This is a genomic window from Microcella flavibacter (assembly GCF_012530535.1).
Lineage (GTDB): Bacteria > Actinomycetota > Actinomycetes > Actinomycetales > Microbacteriaceae > Microcella > Microcella flavibacter.
Genome location: NZ_CP051299.1, coordinates 642943 through 657457, shown reverse-complemented (window position 1 = coordinate 657457; position 14515 = coordinate 642943). Strand labels below are relative to the sequence as shown.

At 72.2% G+C, this 14515-nt stretch carries 12 protein-coding genes; 5 read left to right on the top strand and 7 right to left on the bottom strand.

Annotated elements, in window-relative coordinates:
• The first annotated feature begins 12 nt into the window (after positions 1-12).
• From HGB54_RS03090 to HGB54_RS03075, 4 genes are all read left to right on the top strand, one after another.
• Positions 13-1314 carry an O-acetylhomoserine aminocarboxypropyltransferase/cysteine synthase family protein gene (locus HGB54_RS03090; protein WP_168915153.1) on the top strand — a complete coding sequence of 434 codons (1302 nt, stop codon included), beginning with the start codon at positions 13-15 and terminating at the stop codon, positions 1312-1314.
• The gene (locus HGB54_RS03085) at positions 1311-1895 is read left to right on the top strand and encodes a CoA-binding protein (protein WP_168915152.1); all 585 of its coding nucleotides are present in this window, start codon (positions 1311-1313) and stop codon (positions 1893-1895) included. The genes HGB54_RS03090 and HGB54_RS03085 overlap by 4 nt, the downstream gene beginning before the upstream one ends.
• Before the next feature lie 173 nt (positions 1896-2068).
• The gene (locus HGB54_RS03080; protein ID WP_168915151.1) at positions 2069-4375 is read left to right on the top strand and encodes a glycosyltransferase family 2 protein; all 2307 of its coding nucleotides are present in this window, start codon (positions 2069-2071) and stop codon (positions 4373-4375) included.
• Positions 4375-6003, top strand: coding sequence for a chitinase (locus tag HGB54_RS03075; RefSeq protein WP_168915150.1), 1629 nt, complete (start codon positions 4375-4377; stop codon positions 6001-6003). The genes HGB54_RS03080 and HGB54_RS03075 overlap by 1 nt, the downstream gene beginning before the upstream one ends.
• Before the next feature lie 45 nt (positions 6004-6048).
• On the opposite strand, the gene HGB54_RS03070 is transcribed toward HGB54_RS03075, so the two are convergent.
• Positions 6049-7926, bottom strand: coding sequence for a thioredoxin domain-containing protein (locus tag HGB54_RS03070; protein WP_168915149.1), 1878 nt, complete (start codon positions 7924-7926; stop codon positions 6049-6051).
• An 11-nt stretch (positions 7927-7937) separates the two neighbouring features.
• Between HGB54_RS03070 and HGB54_RS03065 the strand changes: the two genes are divergently transcribed.
• Complete coding sequence (locus tag HGB54_RS03065; RefSeq protein WP_168915148.1) at positions 7938-8810, top strand: MBL fold metallo-hydrolase; 873 nt, start codon at positions 7938-7940, stop codon at positions 8808-8810.
• Between the two features lie 12 nt (positions 8811-8822).
• On the opposite strand, the gene HGB54_RS03060 is transcribed toward HGB54_RS03065, so the two are convergent.
• The 6 genes from HGB54_RS03060 to HGB54_RS03035 are packed head-to-tail and all read right to left on the bottom strand — an operon-like array spanning position 8823 to position 14505.
• The gene (locus tag HGB54_RS03060; RefSeq protein WP_228545908.1) at positions 8823-9665 is read right to left on the bottom strand and encodes an aldo/keto reductase; all 843 of its coding nucleotides are present in this window, start codon (positions 9663-9665) and stop codon (positions 8823-8825) included.
• 59 nt (positions 9666-9724) lie between these two features.
• A complete protein-coding gene (locus HGB54_RS03055; RefSeq protein WP_168915147.1) occupies positions 9725-10852 on the bottom strand; it encodes a bifunctional 2-methylcitrate synthase/citrate synthase in 1128 nt (375 codons plus the stop codon).
• Positions 10853-10902: 50 nt separating this feature from the next.
• The gene (prpB, locus tag HGB54_RS03050) at positions 10903-11799 is read right to left on the bottom strand and encodes a methylisocitrate lyase (protein ID WP_168915146.1); all 897 of its coding nucleotides are present in this window, start codon (positions 11797-11799) and stop codon (positions 10903-10905) included.
• Complete coding sequence (locus tag HGB54_RS03045; protein WP_168915145.1) at positions 11799-13307, bottom strand: MmgE/PrpD family protein; 1509 nt, start codon at positions 13305-13307, stop codon at positions 11799-11801. Before HGB54_RS03045 ends, prpB begins: the two co-directional genes overlap by 1 nt.
• A complete protein-coding gene (locus HGB54_RS03040) occupies positions 13304-14068 on the bottom strand; it encodes a GntR family transcriptional regulator (RefSeq protein WP_228545907.1) in 765 nt (254 codons plus the stop codon). The genes HGB54_RS03045 and HGB54_RS03040 overlap by 4 nt, the downstream gene beginning before the upstream one ends.
• Positions 14062-14505: an ArsR/SmtB family transcription factor gene (locus tag HGB54_RS03035; protein WP_168915144.1), complete on the bottom strand. Its 444-nt coding sequence runs from the start codon at positions 14503-14505 to the stop codon at positions 14062-14064. The genes HGB54_RS03040 and HGB54_RS03035 overlap by 7 nt, the downstream gene beginning before the upstream one ends.
• Positions 14506-14515 lie beyond the last annotated feature (10 nt).

Below are 14515 nucleotides of genomic sequence, written 5' to 3'. Positions count from 1 at the left end.
TAGCCTGGCGGCATGGCCGACCGCGACTACGGATTCCGCACGCGCGCACTGCACGCGGGCAACGTTCCCGACTCGGCGACGGGCGCGCGCGCCCTGCCGATCTACCAGTCGAGCGCCTTCGTCTTCGACGACGCGCAGGACGCCGCTGCGCGGTTCGCGCTGCAGAAGTACGGCAACGTCTACAGCCGCCTGTCGAACCCGACCGTCGCGAGCTTCGAGGAGCGCATCGCGAGCCTCGAGGGCGGGCTCGGCGCCGTCGCCACCTCGAGCGGGCTCAGCGCGCAGTTCGTCACCTTCGCCTCGCTCGCGGGCGCCGGCGACCACATCGTCGCCTCCTCTAACCTGTACGGCGGCTCGATCACGCAGCTCGACGTGACGCTGCGCCGCTTCGGCGTCGAGACGACCTTCGTCGCGAGCGACGACCCGGCCGACTACGCCGCCTCGATCATCCCCGGCCGCACCAAGCTCGTCTTCGCCGAGACGATCGCCAACCCCTCCGGCGACATCGCCGACATCGCCGGGCTCGCCGACGTCGCGCACGCGGCCGACCTGCCGCTCGTCATCGACTCGACCGTCGCCACCCCCTACCTGTGCCGCCCGATCGAGTGGGGCGCCGACATCGTCGTGCACTCGGCCACCAAGTTCCTCGGCGGGCACGGCACGACCCTCGGCGGCGTCGTCGTCGAGTCGGGTCGCTTCGACTGGTCGAACCACAACTTCCCGCTGTTCGAGCAGACCGTGCCGCACTACGGCGGGCTCACCTGGTACGGCAACTTCGGCGAGTACTCGTTCCTCACCCGCCTGCGCGCCGAGCAGCTGCGAGACATCGGCCCGGCGCTCGCCCCGCACTCGGCCTTCCTGCTCGCGCAGGGCGTCGAGACCCTGCCGTACCGCATGCAGGCCCACGTCGACAACGCCCGCGTCGTCGCCGAGTGGCTCGACGCCGACTCGCGCGTCGAGGCCGTGCGCTGGGCGGGGCTGCCCTCGCACCGCCATCACGAGCGCGCGCAGCAGTACCTGCCGATCGGGCCGAGCTCGGTGTTCAGCTTCGACGTCGTCGGCGGCCGCGCCGCGGGCGAGGCCCTCATCGAGAACGTGCAGCTCGCGAGCCACCTCGCCAACATCGGCGACGCGAAGACCCTCATCATCCATCCGGGCTCGACGACCCATGCCCAGCTGACCGAGCAGCAGCTGCTCGACTCGGGGATCGGCCCGGGGCTCGTGCGGCTCTCGGTGGGCATCGAGGACGTCGAGGACATCATCCACGACCTCGATCAGGCGCTGGATGCGGCGCAGAAGGCGGCGGCGGCATGAGCGCGACAGCCCCCGGCAGCAGCACCGAGACCGTCACCCTCGCCAACGGGCTGACCTGCGCGATCCCGTCGAGCTCGCCCCTGGCGAAGCTGCTGAAGTCGCAGCGCACCTGGGTGGGGCCCTCCGCGAAGGAGCGGCTGGGCATCCTGCGCCGTGCCGGCAGCATCGCGATCGTCGGCGCCTCGCCGAACCCGGCGCGCAGCTCGTACTTCGTCGGCACCTACCTGCAGCAGTCGAGCGACTACCGGGTGTACTTCGTCAACCCGAACGCCACCGAGATCCTCGGCCAGAAGGCCTACCCCGACCTCGCCTCGCTGCCCGAGGTGCCCGACATCGTCGACGTGTTCCGCAAGGCGAGCGACATCCCCTCCGTCATCGACGACGTGCTCGCGATCGGCGCCTCGACCGTCTGGGTGCAGCTCGGCATCTGGAACGAGGAGGCTGCGCGGTACGGCGAATCGCAGGGCCTCACGGTCGTCATGGACCGCTGCATCAAGGTCGAGCACGCCCGGTTCCACGGCGGCCTGCACCTCATGGGATTCGACACGGGGGTCATCAGCGCGAAGAAGCAGGTGCGCTGAACCGTTTTCACTATCTGGCACGCCGTGTCAGCCATAGTGGGGACAATTTGTACCCCGTTTAGGGTTCGCGAAATCCTCACGGTGAGGAGTACTGTTCTGGAGTCGTGGTCTGCCACCCGACTTCTCATCGCCACCCGAAATGCGATGAGGCCGCGACGAGAAGGACACTCCCCATGCCCTCATCACCCGCCGTTCCGGCGCGCCCGAAAACCCTCCCCAGCACCCGCAAGCGCCAGTGGGGCGCCGAGAAGCGCACCGAGCCGCTGCCGATCGTGCACCCGCGCCCGAGCGACCGCCGCATCGCGCTCGCCCGCGTCGCCATCGTCGCGACCGTGGCGTTCTGGGTGCTCTACGTCGTCTACACGGTCATCGCCGAGTTCCTCAACAACGGCACCCAGAGCTTCGCCTTCACCACGCAGGCGATCTCGTACGTGGTCGTCGTCACCTTCCTGACCTTCTCCGCCCTCATGTACCTCGTGGCGCGCCACGGGGCGCTGCAGCGGTTCCGCGCCCACGTGCGCACGCCCCGCGCCGAGCTCGACCGCCACTTCGCCGACCGCTCCACCTCCATGACGGTGCTCGTGCCGTCGTACGCCGAGGAGCCCGACGTGGTCGCGACGACCCTCTGGTCGGCCGCGCTGCAGGAGTACCCCAACCTGCGCATCGTCCTCCTCGTCGACGACCCGCCCCACCCCACCGACGCCGCCGTCGCCGAGCGCCTCGACGCCACCCGCGCCCTCTCCGGCGCGATCACCGACGCGCTCCACCTGCCGGGCGCGCGGTTCCGGGATGCCCTGCTGCAGCGCGAGGTCGCCGGCACCGACGACCTCGACGACGCCGAGACGGCCGAGGTCATCGGCCACTTCCGGTGGGCCGTGCGCTGGGTCGACCAGCGGATCGCGCAGCACACCGTCTCCGATCACGTCGACGTCTTCTTCGTCGAGCAGGTGCTCGGCGGGCTGCGGCACGAGCTCGCCATCACCGCCGACGCCCTGGAGAGCGCGAACGAGGAGGGCTACGCGCTGAGCGCTGCCCACGCCGTGCACCTCATGCGCCGCCTCGCCTGGACCTTCACCGCCGAGGTCGACGTCTTCGAGCGCAAGCAGTACGCCGGGCTCTCGCACGAGGCCAACAAGGCGATGAACCTCAACGCGTACATCGGTCTCATGGGCGGCTCCTACGCCTACGACGAGACCCCCGACGGCACCGTGCTGCGCGCCGTCTCGTTCGGGCAGCCGGCCGACCTCGTCATCCCCGACAGCGACTACCTGCTGACGCTCGACGCCGACTCGATGCTGCTGCGCGACTACTGCCTGCGCCTCGTGCACTCGATGGAGCAGCCCGAGAACGCGCGCGTCGCCGTGACGCAGACGCCGTACTCCTCGTACCGCGGCGCGAGCACCCGCATCGAGCGCCTCGCGGCCGCCACGACCGACATCCAGCACATCCTCCACCAGGGGTTCTCGCACCACAACGCCACCTTCTGGGTCGGCGCGAACGCCGTCATCCGCAAGCGCGCCCTCGACGACATCGTGCAGATCGAGACGAGCGGCGGCTTCACGATCAAGCGCTACGTGCAGGACCGCACCGTCATCGAGGACACCGAGTCGAGCATCGACCTCGGCACCCACGGCTGGAGCCTCGTCAACTACCCCGAGCGCCTCAGCTACTCGGCGACGCCGCCCGACTTCGGCTCGCTCGTCATCCAGCGCCGCCGCTGGGCCAACGGCGGCCTGCTCATCCTGCCCAAGTACTTCCGGCAGATCCGCGAGCGCAAGGCCCGCGGCGAGCGCGTGACCAAGACCGAGATCCTGCTGCGCATGAACTACATGAGCTCGATCGCCTGGGCCAGCTTCGGCCTCGTCTTCCTGCTCGCGTACCCGTACGACAGCCGCCTGCTCAGCCCCATGGTGCTGCTCGCGGCCCTGCCGTACTTCATCGCCATGGCGAGCGACCTGCGCTACGCCGGCTACAAGGCCAGCGACGTGCTGCGCATCTACGGCTTCAACCTCATCCTGCTGCCGGTGAACCTCGCCGGCGTGATCAAGTCGATCGAGCAGGCCATCACCTCGAAGAAGATCCCGTTCGCCCGCACTCCGAAGGTGCGCAACCGCACCACGACGCCGCTGCTCTACGTGCTGGCGCCGTACCTGATCATCGCCTTCTCGGTGTTCACGCTCTGGCGCGACGTGCAGGCCGAGAACTGGGGCAACGCGGCCTTCGCGGGCTTCAACGCGATCCTCGCGCTCGCCGCCGTCATCGCCTACATCGGCGTCGGCAGCTCGCTCGTCGACATCTTCTACGGCCTCACCAACTGGCTGTACGCCAAGCCGAAGAGCGGCGCGGGCGCTCCCGCGACCGCCGCCGTCGAGGCCGCCGCCGACTGGCGCACCGTGCTCTACCACGGGGCGATCCACGACCACGCCGCCGACAGCCCCGCTCCGGCGCTCGCCGGCTCGACCGAGCGGAAGGCCTCCTGATGCGCGCCGCCGCCACCAGCATCCTCTGGCGCGACGGACGCCGCCTCTCCCCCTGGCGGCTGCTGCTCGCCATGCTTCTCGCCACCGCGATCGGCTTCTGGGGCTTCATCTCCATGCAGAACTGGGCGGGAGCATCCACGCTCGAGAACCAGGACCCGTGGTTCGCCGGCTACGTCGACGCGACCGCGACCCCCGTGTTCGCCTTCGAGGACGTCGAGGAGACCGCGGCGCGCGACATCGTGCTCTCGTTCATCGTCGCCGACCCCGACGAGCCGTGCACGCCCACCTGGGGCACCGCCTACGACCTCGACGAGGCCGCGGCCGAGCTCGATCTCGACCGGCGCCTCGCGCGGGTCGAGCAGCTCGGAGCGGACCTGTCGATCTCGTTCGGCGGCCTGCTGAACGACGAGCTCGCGACCGTGTGCACCAACCCGGCCGAGCTCGTCCGCGCCTACGACCAGGTGCTCGAGCGCTACGACGTGTCGACGATCGACCTCGACATCGAGGGCGAGAACCTCACCGACGCGGTCGCCGGCCAGCGCCGCGCCGAGGCGATCGCCACGCTGCAGGAGCGCCGCCGCGAGGCCGGCGACGACCTCGCCGTGTGGCTCACCCTGCCGGTCATCCCCTCGGGCCTCACCGAGGACGGCACGACCTTCGTGCAGCAGATGATCGAGGCGGGCGTCGACGTCGCGGGCGTCAACGTCATGACGATGAACTACGGCGAGGCGAAGGAGGAGGGCGAGTCGATGGCCGACGCCTCGATCCGCGCCCTGCAGGCCACGCACCGCCAGCTCGGCATCATCTACGAGCTCGCCGACATCGAGCTCGGCTCGGCGACGCTGTGGCGCAAGATCGGCGCGACGCCGATGCTCGGCCAGAACGACGTCGTCGACGAGGTCTTCACGACGAAGGATGCCGAGGAGCTCAACGCCTGGGCGGTGGAGCAGGGCATCGGCCGCATGTCGGTCTGGTCGCTCAACCGCGACGTGCAGTGCGGGCCGAACTACGTCGACCTCAGCCGCGTGAGCGACGCCTGCTCGGGCGTGCCGCAGGGCGACCTGCGGTTCGCCGACCTGCTCTCGGAGGGGTTCACCGGTCGACTCGACGACGTCGCCGGCCTCGTCACGACCCCCGAGCCGCGCGACCCCGCCGACTTCATCGACGACCCGGAGACCAGCCCGTACCCGATCTGGGACGAGGACAACGCGTACCTCGCCGGCAGCAAGGTGGTCTGGTACCGCAACGTCTACGAGGCCAAGTGGTGGACCCGCGGCGAGCTGCCCGACAACCCCGTGCTCAACGAGTGGGAGGTGCCGTGGACGCTCATCGGCCCCGTGCTCGAGGGCGAGAAGCCGCAGGAGGCCGTGACGCTGCCCGAGGGCGTCTACCCCGAGTGGCAGGGCATCGACGTCTACGACAAGGGTCAGCGCATCCTCTTCGACGGCATCCCCTACGAGTCGAAGTGGTGGAACCAGGGCGACAGCCCCGAGGCCTACGCCGCCGATCCCGACAGCTCGCCGTGGTCGCCCGTGCCGCTCGACGAGGTCGAGGAGCTCGCGGCCGAGTGGGAGGCGACCGGCACGATCGCCGACCGCACGGAGGAGGAGCCCGCGGACGAGGAGTGACCGCTGCGGGGCATCCCGGATCGCACGATCGGGATGCCCCGCGCCTCACCCGCCCGCCGTCTGCAGCCGCTCGACGCTCGTGACGGGCAGCCGGCAGACGAAGTCGGTGCAGGGGTACGCGGCCGTGCGGCCCTCGACCGGCGCGCGGCCCTCGAGCAGCTCGAACCCCGCGGCCGCCCACGCCGCGGCCCGGGCGTGCGGGAGGGCGAGGGCGAGCATCCCGTCGCCCTGCTGAGCCCGCGCGTGGGCGACCAGCGGGCCGTCCGCGCCCGCGCCGTCCGGCGCCACGACGACGAGCTGCCGCGACGGCGCTGCGAGCGCCGAGGCGAGCTGCAGCGTCGAGCCGAAGGCGATGGGCCGCTCGAGCGCGGCGGGCAGCTGCGCGGCGACGAGCGCCTCGGCGACCGCGCGGTAGCGGTCGACGGCGGTGAGGCGGTGCAGCAGCAGGGCGGCGCGCGCGATCGCGGCCGATCCGCTCGGCGCCGAGCCCTCGTTGACGTCGTCGATCGTCGCGAGGCCCTGCGCGGCGAGCACGGGGTCGCCGCCGCCCGGCAGCGCCGCGGGTGAGCCGACCGCCTCGCCCGCATCGAGGCAGGCGTCGACGATCGCGCGGGCGGTGACGGCGTACCGCTCGTCCCCGGTGGTGATCGCGAGCTCGAGCAGCCCGACGGCGAGATCCCCCGTGTCCTCGAGGGTCGCCGCGGCGGTGGATGCCCGCCCCGCGCGGCTCGCCCGCACCAGCCGCAGCGCGCCCGCGTCGTCGTGCCGCACGTGCGCGGCGACGAGCTCATCGGCGACCTCCGCGGCGAGCGCCGCCCACCCCGGCTCGTCGAGCAGGCGCGAGGCGACGGCGAGCGCCCCGACCGCGAGCCCGTTCCACGCCGTGAGCACCTTCTCGTCGAGGGGCGGAGCCGGCTGCGCCGTCCGCCCCTCCGCGTCGAGCGCGTAGTAGCCGCCCTCGTTCCGCTCGCCGTCGATGAGGCTCTCGCTGTCCTGCCCCGAGGCGAAGCCGCCCTCGACGCGCATGACGTCGCGCAGAAACTCGACGACGCCCGCCGCGGTCGCGCGGTCGCCGAGGCGCGCGGCGAGCTCGAGCAGCAGCGCGTTGTCGTTGAGCATGCGCTCGTAGTGCGGCTCGCTCCAGTCGCGGCGGGTCGCGTAGCGGAAGAAGCCGCCCTCGACGGGATCGCGCAGGTCGCTCGCGGCGATCGCGGCGAGGGTGCGGGCGGCGAGCGCGGCGGCCCCGGCATCGCCCTCGAGCCCGCGGCCGTGCAGCATGAGCAGGGCGGGGGCGACGGGGAACTTCGGCGCCCCTCCGAACCCGCCGTGCGCGGCGTCCTCGTGGCCGGCGAGCTCGGCGGTGGCGCGGGCGAGGGCGGCGGTGAGCTCATCGGCGGGCGGCAACGGGCTCGTGGGGCGGGCGCCGGCGGCGCGCAGGGCATCCTGCAGGCCGGCGGCGCTCTGCAGCACCTCGTCGCGCCGCTCGTGCCAGGCCGTGACGACCGCGTCGACGACGTCGCGGAAGGACGGCATGCCCTGCACGGGCTGCGGCGGCAGGTACGTGGCGGCGTAGAAGGCCCGCCCCTCGGGCGTGACGAAGACGGTGAGCGGCCACCCGAGCTGCTCGGTGAAGGCGCCGGCGGCGGCCATGTAGGCGGCGTCGACCTCGGGATGCTCCTCCCGATCGACCTTGACGCTGACGACCCGCTCGGCGAGCCACTGCCCCACCGCCGCATCGGCGAAGGTCTCGCGGGCCATGACGTGGCACCAGTGGCACGTCGCGTAGCCGATCGACACCATGACCGGAGCGTCGCGCCGACGCGCCTCGGCGAAGGCCTCCTCGCCCCACGGCCACCAGTCGACGGGGTTGCCGGCGTGCGAGTGCAGGTACGGGCTGACGGCGTTCTCGAGCCTGGATGCCATACGGTCAGCCTATGAGCGACGCCTCCACGACCACCCCGCCCGCCCTCGCCGTCACCGTCATCGGCGGCCCCACCGCGGTGCTCGAGTGGGGCGGGCTGCGCATCGTCACCGACCCGACCTTCGACGCCCCGCGCTCCTACGGCGAGGGCGACGACGCGCTCGTCAAGACGGCCGGCCCGGCGATCGCCGCCGCCGATCTCGGCCGGCTCGACCTCGCCCTCGTCTCGCACCACCACCACCCCGACAACCTCGACGAGTCGGGGCGCGCGCTCGCGCTGAGCCTGGCGCTCGTCGTCACGACGCCCGCCGGCGCGGCCGCGCTCGCGCACGCCGACGGCGAGGGCGGCGCGGTCGCCGCGGCGGCGCGCGTCATCGGCGCCGCCGACGACGAGGTGGTCGAGCTCGACGACGCCGCGCTCGTCGGCTCCGAGGTGGCGGGGCGGGCTCCGGCCGGCGCGCGGCTGCACGCGCTGCCCGCCCAGCACGGGCCGGAGGAGCTGCAGAGCCGGCTCGGGCCGGTCTGCGGGTTCCTGCTCGAGGCGCCCGGGCATCCCACGGTCTACATCTCGGGCGACAACTCCTCCGTCGCGGTCGTCGAGGGCATCGCCGCCCGTCACGGGCGCGTGGATGCTGCGCTCCTGTTCGCCGGAGCCGCCCGCGTCGACGCCATCGACGCCGCCCTCACGCTCACCGCCGCCGACGCCCGCGCGGCTGCCGAAGCCCTCGGCGCGCACCGCGTCGTGGCGCTGCACGTGGACCAGTGGCAGCACTTCAGCGAGGATCGCGCCGCCGTGGAGCGCGAGTTCGCCGGCCTCGAGTCGCCCGCCGGCGGGCCGCTCCTCGCGGCGACGCCCCTCGGCGAGCGCGTCGAGCTCGCGCTGTAGCCGCCCGACCCCCTAGAAGTCGGTGTTGTCCGGGTGCGCGCCGACCCGCAGATCCTTGTCGGCGGCGGCGATCGTCGCCATCTCCTCGGCCGAGAGCTCGAAGTCGAAGACGTCGGCGTTCTGCACCATGCGCTCCTTCTTCGTCGTCTTCGGGAACACGATGAGGCCCTCCTGCAGGTGCCAGCGGATGGCGACCTGCTGCACGCTCTTGCCGTGGCGCTCGGCGATCTCGGCGAGGCCGGGCAGCTCGGCGAGCTCGTACTTGCCCTGGCCGAGGGGGCCCCACGACTCGGTGAGGGTGCCGCGCGGCTCCTGGAAGGCCCGCAGCGCGCGCTGCTGGAACGCCGGGTGCAGCTCGATCTGGTTGACGACGGGCACGACGCCGGTCGCCGCGTCGATGTCCTCGAGGTGCTGCTGCATGAAGTTCGAGACGCCGATCGAGCGGGCCTTGCCGGACTCGCGCAGCTCGACGAGCGTCTGCCACGACTCGACGTGCTTGCCGTACTTGGGCGAGGGCCAGTGGATCAGGTAGAGGTCGACGTAGTCGAGCTGCAGCTTCTGCAGCGAGAGGTCGAGGGCGGCGCGGGCCGAGTCGGTTCCCTGGTCGCTGTTCCAGAGCTTGGTGGTGATGAACAGCTCCTCGCGCGGCACGCCCGACTTCGCGATGGCGCGGCCGACGCCCTCCTCGTTCTTGTAGATCATCGCCGTGTCGATGTGGCGGTAGCCCGCCTCGAGGGCGTCGGTGACGATGCGCTCCGCCTCGTCGGGGTCGACGAGGAACACGCCGAGCCCGAGCTGCGGGATGGTGCGGCCGTCGTTGAGGGTCAGGTGCGGGGTGGGGATCGGGTCAGTCATGACTCCATCCTGCCCCCGCACCCTCGGCGCGCATTCAGGCGACGATCAGGATGCCGCGCTCAGGCGCGCGGCACCTCGCGCTCCTCGGGCCCGTCGTAGAGGCTCAGCGGGCGGATGAGCGCGTTGGCGGCGAGCTGCTCCATGACGTGCGCCGTCCAGCCCGTGATGCGCGCGGCGATGAACAGCGGCGTGAAGATCTCGGTGTCGAACCCCATGAGGTTGTACGCCGGGCCGGAGGGGTAGTCGAGGTTCGGCTTGATGCTCTTCGCCGACTCCATCGCCTGCTCGAGCGCCTCGTACAGCGCGAGCACCTCGGGCCGGTCGTAGTGCTCGACGAGGGTGCCGAGCGCCTGCTTCATCGTGGGCACCCGCGAATCGCCGTTCTTGTAGACGCGGTGCCCGAAGCCCATGATCTTGCGCTTGTCGGCGAGCGCGGCATCCAGCCACGCCTGCGCACCCGCGGCCTCGCCGACCTCCTCGAAGACGTGCTGCACGGCCTCGTTCGCGCCGCCGTGCAGGGGGCCCTTGAGGGCGCCGATCGCGCCCGTGACGGCCGAGTAGACGTCGCTCAGCGTCGAGGCGATGACCCGCGCGGTGAAGGTCGAGGCGTTGAAGGAGTGCTCGGCGTACAGGATCATCGACACGTCGAAGGCGTCGACGACGACCTTCTCGGGCACCTCGCCGAAGGTCATGTGCAGGAAGTTCGCCGAGTACGCGAGGTCGTCACGGGGCTCGACGGGGTGCTCGCCGCGCAGGCGCCGCTGGGCGTAGGCGACGATCGCCGGCAGCTGGGCGAACAGGCGGATGCTGCGCTCCTGCGTGAGGTCGCGATCGATCCACGTGCGATCGGTCTGCAGCGTGCCGTCGAGGGCTCCGAGCACGCTCACAGCCGTCCGCACGACGTCCATCGGGTGCGCCTCGAGCGGGAGCGCGTCGATCGCGGCCTTGACGGTCCCGTCGAGGGGCCGGAGCGAGCGCTCGAGCTCCTGGAACTCGAGCGCCTGGGCATCGGTCGGCAGCTCGCCGTGCCACAGCAGGTAGGCGACCTCCTCGAAGGTGCAGCGCTCGGCGAGCTGCTGCACGGGGTAGCCGCGGTACAGCAGCGAGTTGGTCTCGGGGTTCACCTTCGACACGGCGGTGCGGTCGACGACGACGCCGGCCAGGCCCTTGCGGATCTCTTCGGTCATGGGGGTGCTCCTTCGCGAGGCGGTGCGGGCTTCGGGGGCGTGCGGGGGGCCTAGCGGCCGGTGTAGGTGAAGATGCTCGAGTCGAACGAGTTGTAGGCCTCGTAGTCGAGCAGCTCGTAGAGCCTGCCTCGAGTCTGCATGCCCTCGACCTCGCCGTCGAGCGTTCCGGTCTCGAGCAGGGCGTCCAGCCCCCGCTCGATCGCGCCGAAGGCGATGCGCAGCAGCGAGACGGGGTGGATCACGAGGTCGACGCCGACGTCGGCGAGCTCGGCGTGCGTGAACAGCCGGCTCTTGCCGAACTCGGTCATGTTGGCGAGGATCGGCACGTCGACGGCCGCGCGCATGGCCGCGAACTCCTCGAGCGTGCCCATGGCCTCGGGGAAGATCGCGTCGGCGCCCGCGTCGACGAGCGCCTTGGCCCGCTCGGTCGCGGCCGTGAGGCCCTCGACCCCGCGGATGTCGGTGCGCGCCATGATCACGAGCTGGTCGTCGCGGCGCGCATCCACCGCCGCCTTGATGCGTTGCACCGCGGTCTGGCCGTCGACGACCTGCTTGCCGTCGAGGTGGCCGCAGCGCTTCGGGTTGACCTGGTCCTCGATGTGCAGGCCGGCGACGCCCGCATCTTCGAGCTCGTGCACGGTGCGGGCGACGTTCATCGGCTCGCCGAAGCCGGTGTCGGCGTCGACGAGGGTCGGCAGGTCGCTCATGCGGCTGATCTGGTGGGCGCGCTGCGCGACCTCGGTGAGCGTCGTGAGGCCGATGTCGGGCAGGCCCAGCTCGGCGGCCATGACGGCGCCGGAGATGTAGGCGCCGTGGAAGCCCTTCTCCTGGATGAGCCGCACGCTCAGCGGCGTGAACGCCCCGGGCAGGATCTGCAGGGTGCTGCTGGCGAGGCCGGCGCGGAACGCGCGGCGCCGCTCGGTGGGCGTGGTGGAGGTGGACAGCATCAGAAGATCCCCTTCGCGCTCGTGGGCAGGGCCGTGGGCGGCGTGATCGTGAGGCCGCCGAGCTCGGCGGCGGTGAGCTCGGGCAGGCGCTGGGCGACGTCGAGGAACCGCTCGATCTCCTCCGCGGCCAGGATGCCCTCCGCGAGCATGCGGAACTTCGCCACGTACTCCGCTCGCCCGAAGGGCCGCGCGCCGAGGGGGTGCGCGTCGGCGACGGCGATCTCGTCGACCACCCGCTCGCCGGTCACGAGCTCGATCTCGATGCGGCCGCCGAAGGCCTTCTCGGCGATGTCGAGCGAGTGGTACCGGCGGGTCCACTCGGCGTCCTCCGTCGTGGTGATCTTCTGCCACAGGGCGACCGTGTCGGGTCGGGCGGCGCGTTCGGGCGCGTAGGAGTCGACGTGGTGCCAGCCGCCGTCCTGCAGCGCGACGGCGACGATGTACGGGATGGAGTGGTCGAGCGTCTCGCGGCTGGCGGTGGGGTCGTACTTCTGCGGGTCGCCCGCACCCGAGCCGATGACGTAGTGGGTGTGGTGGCTGGTGTGCAGCACGATGCTCGCGATGTTCGCGGGGTCGCGCAGCTCGGGGCGGGCCGTGCCGAGGCGGCGGGCGAGGTCGATCCAGGCCTGGGCCTGGTACTCGGCCGAGTGCTCCTTCGTGTACGAGTCGAGGATGGCGACGAGCGGCTCGCCCGCCTCGGGCAGGGGCACCTCGTAGCGGGCCTCGGGGCCGCCGAGCATCCAGGCGATGACGCCGTCCTCGCCCTCGTAGATGGGGCTGGGGCTGGTCTGGCCGCGCATGGCCCGGTCGACCGCTTCGACGGCCATCTTGCCGGCGAAGGCGGGGGCGTGCGCCTTCCAGGTCGAGATCTCGCCCTTGCGCGACTGGCGCGTGGCGGTGGTGGTGTGGAGGGCCTGGCCGATGGCCTGGAAGATGGTCGCCTCGTCGAGGCCGAGGAGGGTGCCGATGCCGGCGGCGGCGCTGGGGCCGAGGTGGGCGACGTGGTCGATCTTGTGCTCGTGCAGGCAGATGGCCTTGACGAGGTCGATCTGGATCTCGTAGCCGGTGAGGATGCCCCGCAGCAGCTCGGCGCCGCTGCGGCCCGCGTGCTGGGCGACCGCGAGGATGGGCGGGATGTTGTCGCCGGGGTGCGAGTAGTCGGCCGCGAGGAAGGTGTCGTGGTAGTCGAGCTCGCGCACGGCGACGCCGTTGGCCCAGGCGGCCCATTCGGGGCTGTACCGGGCGTCGGCGGCGGTGCCGAAGACGGTGGCGCCGGGCCGGTAGGGGTGGGCTTCGGCCTGCGTGCGGGCGGCGATGACGGGGGCACGGTGGATGCTCGCGGCGGCGACGCTGGCGTTGTCGATGACGCGGTTGATGACCATGTCGATGGCCCGCTCGTCGAGGGGCCGCGCGGTGTCGGCGGCGAGCGCGGCAAGCTTGCCGGCGAGCTGCTCGGCGACGGGCAGCTCTTCGGTGCTCTTGTAGACGCGCAGGGGGTGGGTCTTCATGGGGTCTCCTTCGTCGCGTTCGTTCGGGTTTGGCCGAGGTGGCTGAGGATGCTCGTGAGGGCGTGGTGCAGGTGCAGGTGCGTGGCGTGGGCGGCCCGTTCGGCGTCGCCGTCGGCGATGGCGTCGGCGATGGCGGCGTGCTCTCGGGCGGAGGCGGCGAGGCGCTCGTCGTCGTCGCGGGCGAGGCGGCGCACGCGGGCGAGGTGCACTCGGGCGCCCGCCGTGGCGGCGGCGAGGTAGGGGCTGTGCGCGGTGGCGTCGTCGACGGCGGCGTCGAACTCGGCGACGAGGGCGTAGTAGCCGTGGCGTCCGTCGTCGTCTGCGGCGGCGAGGGCGGCGGGGTCGACGGCGGCGAAGCGGGCGGCGAGCGCGCGGAGGGTGCTGCGCTGGGCCGCGTCGGCGTGCTCGGCGGCGACGCGGGCGGACTGCTCGTCGAGCGCGCGCCGCAGGGTGAAGAGGGCGATGACGTCGTCGGCGTCGATGCTGCTGACGACGAGGGTGCGGGGTCCGCGTTCGGTCACGAGGCCGTCGGCGACGAGCCGGGCGAGCGCTTCGCGCACGGGGGTGCGGCTGACGCCGAGGCGGGCGGCCTGCTCGGTCTCGGTGAGGGATGCGCCGGGGGCCAGCACGCCCTCGATGATCTCGGCGCGGAGCGCGCGGTGGACGCGCACGGCGGAGCTCTCGGCGCGCGCGGCGAACTCCCCGCCGCCGGCGGTTGCGCGCGCGCTCGTCTCGCGCATCGTCCCCTCGCTCGCTACCACCCTCCCAATGTATACATTGGCGACGCTCGCGTCGATATCGGCGCCAGTTCGTGCGACTTTCGTATACACCAGCAGCCCTCGTCGTCGAGGTCGTCGGGGTGCGGCGCGGGTTCGAGCCCGGCGCTGGCCTCGGTGCCGAGGTCGTCGTACCGCGCGGGTTCGCGCAGTTCGACGAGCCGGTCGACGAGCGCCTGCAGCGCGCCGATGAGCCGCGGGCTGAGCCGGTAGAGCCGCGCGGTCGCGTCGCGCTCGCACTCGATGAGCCCTGCCCGCGCGAGCAGCTGCAGGTGCCTCGATGCGCTCTCGCGGGCGATCCGGAAGCTCGACCCGATCTCGTCGGCGATCTCCCCCGCAGTGGAGGGCCCGCTGGCGAGCAGCTCGACGATGCGCCAGCGGACGGGGTTGCCGAGCAGCGCGAGGACGGCGGCGTGGGACATGGCGCGAGTC

What these genes read in the sequence shown, in the direction of transcription:
- HGB54_RS03090 (WP_168915153.1), top strand. Translation starts at nt 13, where the DNA reads ATGGCCGACCGCGACTACGGATTCCGCACGCGCGCACTGCACGCGGGC.
- HGB54_RS03085 (WP_168915152.1), top strand. Translation starts at nt 1,311, where the DNA reads ATGAGCGCGACAGCCCCCGGCAGCAGCACCGAGACCGTCACCCTCGCC.
- HGB54_RS03080 (WP_168915151.1), top strand. Translation starts at nt 2,069, where the DNA reads ATGCCCTCATCACCCGCCGTTCCGGCGCGCCCGAAAACCCTCCCCAGC.
- HGB54_RS03075 (WP_168915150.1), top strand. Translation starts at nt 4,375, where the DNA reads ATGCGCGCCGCCGCCACCAGCATCCTCTGGCGCGACGGACGCCGCCTC.
- HGB54_RS03070 (WP_168915149.1), bottom strand. Translation starts at nt 7,926, where the DNA reads ATGGCATCCAGGCTCGAGAACGCCGTCAGCCCGTACCTGCACTCGCAC.
- HGB54_RS03065 (WP_168915148.1), top strand. Translation starts at nt 7,938, where the DNA reads ATGAGCGACGCCTCCACGACCACCCCGCCCGCCCTCGCCGTCACCGTC.
- HGB54_RS03060 (WP_228545908.1), bottom strand. Translation starts at nt 9,665, where the DNA reads ATGACTGACCCGATCCCCACCCCGCACCTGACCCTCAACGACGGCCGC.
- HGB54_RS03055 (WP_168915147.1), bottom strand. Translation starts at nt 10,852, where the DNA reads ATGACCGAAGAGATCCGCAAGGGCCTGGCCGGCGTCGTCGTCGACCGC.
- prpB (WP_168915146.1), bottom strand. Translation starts at nt 11,799, where the DNA reads ATGCTGTCCACCTCCACCACGCCCACCGAGCGGCGCCGCGCGTTCCGC.
- HGB54_RS03045 (WP_168915145.1), bottom strand. Translation starts at nt 13,307, where the DNA reads ATGAAGACCCACCCCCTGCGCGTCTACAAGAGCACCGAAGAGCTGCCC.
- HGB54_RS03035 (WP_168915144.1), bottom strand. Translation starts at nt 14,505, where the DNA reads ATGTCCCACGCCGCCGTCCTCGCGCTGCTCGGCAACCCCGTCCGCTGG.